This is a genomic window from Yoonia sp., from assembly GCF_036770585.1.
Classification (GTDB): domain Bacteria; phylum Pseudomonadota; class Alphaproteobacteria; order Rhodobacterales; family Rhodobacteraceae; genus Yoonia.
The window spans coordinates 1-3,400 of sequence record NZ_DAIPIW010000125.1 but is presented as its reverse complement, the minus strand read 5'-3'; the positions used below and the strand labels follow the sequence as shown (position 1 = coordinate 3,400).

The window sequence follows — 3,400 nt, the reverse complement described above, 5'->3', positions numbered from 1 at the left end:
GTCCCCGATGGCGAGGCGATCCGGCTGGTCGGCGTGAACGACAGCGCGGCTTGCGAAATCACCCTCGAGGTCAGCGCCCTTGCAATGGACGGCACGCTGCGCCCGCTGATGCGGGCGGATGGCGATCTGGCGGCGGATGCCCTGACACTCTGCACCGTCCCGCTGTCCGATCTGCACCCGCAAGAGATGCTCTATTTCGCCTGGACCACGTCAACCGGACAAAGCGGCGCCGACCACTTCGCCCCGCTTCCCTACAAAAGCTATGACCTGCAACCCGCTGGCGTCAGCCTGGCGCAAGACGGCAACAGGCTGACCGTCACCAGCACGGGCCTTGCGCTTTTTGCCGCGGTCGAGGCCAATGTCGCGGGCCGGTTCGACAAGAACGCCCTGCTGCTTTTGCCGGGTCAGACAAACGCGATCACCTTTGCGCCCGCAGGTGACGGCGCGACCCCCACCTTCACGCTGCGCGACCTGCACAGCGCGACCTACGCCCAATGAAAGGACCCCAGATGCCCCGCATTTCCTACCAGCTTTACTGCTCGCGCAACTTTCCGCCGCTGGCTGAGACCATGAAGATGCTGGCCGACGCCGGTTTCACCGAGGTCGAGGGCTTCGGCGGCCTGCTGGGTGATCCTGCGGCCCTGAAGGCGGCGCTGGATGCCTCTGGGCTCAGGATGACCTCCTGCCATGTCGGGCTCGACATGCTGGAAAGCGACCCCGAAGGGACGGTTGCCATGCTGCAAGACCTTGGCGTCGAGAAAGCCTTCGTGCCCTATCTGATGCCCGACCAGCGCCCGACCGATAGCGCGGGCTGGACAGCCTTTGCGCAACGGCTCGACAAGGCCGGACAGGTCATACGGGATGCGGGCATGACCTTCGGTTGGCACAACCACGACTTCGAATTCGTCGCCACGCCGGAAGGTGATTTGCCGCAGGATATCATCGCGAATGTCTCCGACGGGATGATGCTGGAACTGGATCTGGGATGGGTGCTGCGCGCAGGCCATGATCCGATCGCGGCAATCGCGAAATACAAAGGCAAGATCGCCAGCGTCCACGTCAAGGACATCGCCCCCGCGGGCGAGGCCACGGACGAGGACGGTTGGGCCGATGTCGGCCATGGTGTGCAGGACTGGGCTGCCATCCACGCAGCCCTTCGGGATGCAGGTGTCGATCACTACGTTCTGGAACACGACAACCCCAGCGACCACGCGCGTTTCGCATCCCGCAGCATCGCAACACTGAAATCGCTCTAAGGACCGGACCCATGACCAAACTCGGCGTCGGCATCATCGGATGCGGCAATATCTCGACCTCCTATTGCCGCCTCGCGCCACTTTTCAAATCGCTCGACCTGCGGGCCGTGGCGGATATCAACATGGACGCGGCCCGTGCGCGCGCGGATGAATACGGGTTGCGGGCCGAAACCGTCGATGACCTGCTGCAAGCGCCCGATATCGACGTGATCGTGAACCTGACCATCCCCGAGGTGCACTTTACCGTCACCAAGCGCATCCTCGAAGCGGGCAAGCACGCCTATTCGGAAAAGCCGCTGGTCCTGACCCTGGACGAGGGCGAGACCCTGCGCGATCTGGCCGCCGCCAAGGGACTGCGCGTCGGATCGGCCCCCGATACCTTCCTCGGCGGGGCGCACCAGCAGGCGCGCGCGGTGATCGACGAAGGGAAGGTGGGCCGGATCATCGGCGGCACGGCCCATGTGATGAGCCACGGCATGGAAAGCTGGCATCCGAACCCCGATTTCTTTTTCCAGCCGGGGGCGGGTCCTGTCCTTGATATCGGCCCCTATTACATCACCAACCTGATCCAGTTGATCGGGCCGGTGAAATCCGTGGCATCGCTGGCCACGGCGACCTTCCCGACGCGGACCATCGGCAACGGTGCCCGCGAAGGTGAAACCGTGCCCGTCGATACGCCGACCAACATCCACGCGCTTCTGGAATTTGCCAATGGTGCCACCGTGACACTGGGCGCAAGCTGGGACGTCTGGGCGCATCGCCATGCCAATATGGAGCTTTACGGCGAAACAGGCTCGCTCTTCGTGCCGGATCCCAACTTCTTCGGCGGCGACATCGAGATCGGCAAGCCGGGCGAGGATATCGCGGCCCTGCCGGCAACGGATCACCCCTTTGGTGTGCCCAATCAGGACACGCGGGCGAATTATCGCTGTGCTGGCCTTGCGGATATGGCCGCGGCCATCGACGAAGGGCGGCAGCATCGGTGCAATATCGACCTTGCGGTCCATGCGGTGGATGTCATGACAGGAATTCTGCGCGCGGGCGAGGAACGCCGGTTCATCGATCTGACAACCACCTGCGAAAGACCGGCAGCCTTGTCACCTGCCCAGGCGCAAGCGCTTTTGGCCTGAACACGACAGCAGAGGCGCGGCTGTTACAGCCCCGCCTCTTGCGCGATCTGCGCCTTTGATTTCCGCGCCCTCTCGGTCGCGGATTTGAGCTGGCCACAGGCGGCCATGATATCCTCGCCCCGTGGGGTTCGGATGGGCGAGGCATAGCCTGCCTTGTAGATGATATCGGCAAAGCGCCGGATGCGGTTGTTCGACGACCGCTTGTAAGGCGCGCCGGGCCATTCGTTGAAGGGGATCAGGTTGATCTTGGCGGGGATGCCCTCGATCAGCTTGATCAGGCGCTGCGCGTCCTCGTCGGTGTCGTTCACCCCGTCCAGCATCACATATTCGAAGGTGATGCGTTCCGAGTTCGACACCTTCGGATAGTCTCGCAGCGCATCCAAAAGATCCGCAATCGGCCAGCGCTTGTTGATCGGCACCAGCTTGTCGCGCACCGCGTCCGTGGTGGCATGGAACGAGATCGCCAACTGGCAGCCGATCTCTTCGGCGGTGCGGGCGATTTCGGGCACAACGCCAGAGGTCGACAGCGTGATCCGGCGGCGCGACAGCGAAATGCCCTGATCGTCCATCGCGATTTTCATCGCGTCGCGGACGTTCTCGAAATTATACAGCGGCTCGCCCATGCCCATCAGCACGATATTGGACAAAAGCCGCGTTTCATCCTTGGGCGTGCCACGTTCCGGCCATTCGCCAAGATCGTCGCGGGCGACCATGATCTGGCCGACGATTTCCGCCGTTGTCAGGTTGCGCACCAGCTTTTGCGTGCCGGTATGGCAGAACGAACAGGTCAGCGTGCAACCGACCTGACTTGAGATGCAAAGCGTGCCGCGATCGGTTTCGGGGATATAGACCACCTCGACCTCATGGCCGCCCGCGATCCGCACCAGATACTTGCGGGTGCCGTCCTCCGAGACCTGACGGGTCACGACCTCGGGCACAGCAATCACGAAGGTCTCGGCCAGCATGGCGCGATAGTCCTTGGCCAGATTGGTCATCTGGTCGAAATCGCGCACA

General features: G+C 63.0%; 4 protein-coding genes. 3 read left to right on the top strand and 1 reads right to left on the bottom strand.

Features of this window, described 5'->3' with window-relative positions:
• From V7N12_RS13855 to V7N12_RS13845, 3 genes are all read left to right on the top strand, one after another.
• On the top strand, positions 1–498 hold a 498-nt coding region (locus tag V7N12_RS13855), incomplete at its 5' end, for a glycoside hydrolase family 2 protein (RefSeq protein ID WP_333715244.1).
• A gap of 11 nt (positions 499–509) precedes the next feature.
• Positions 510–1,256, top strand: coding sequence for a sugar phosphate isomerase/epimerase family protein (locus tag V7N12_RS13850; protein ID WP_333715242.1), 747 nt, complete (start codon positions 510–512; stop codon positions 1,254–1,256).
• A gap of 11 nt (positions 1,257–1,267) precedes the next feature.
• A complete protein-coding gene (locus tag V7N12_RS13845; RefSeq protein ID WP_333715241.1) occupies positions 1,268–2,386 on the top strand; it encodes a Gfo/Idh/MocA family oxidoreductase in 1,119 nt (372 codons plus the stop codon).
• Between the two features lie 23 nt (positions 2,387–2,409).
• Here V7N12_RS13845 and rlmN read toward each other — a convergent pair.
• On the bottom strand, positions 2,410–3,400 hold a 991-nt coding region (gene rlmN / locus V7N12_RS13840; protein WP_333715240.1), incomplete at its 5' end, for a 23S rRNA (adenine(2503)-C(2))-methyltransferase RlmN.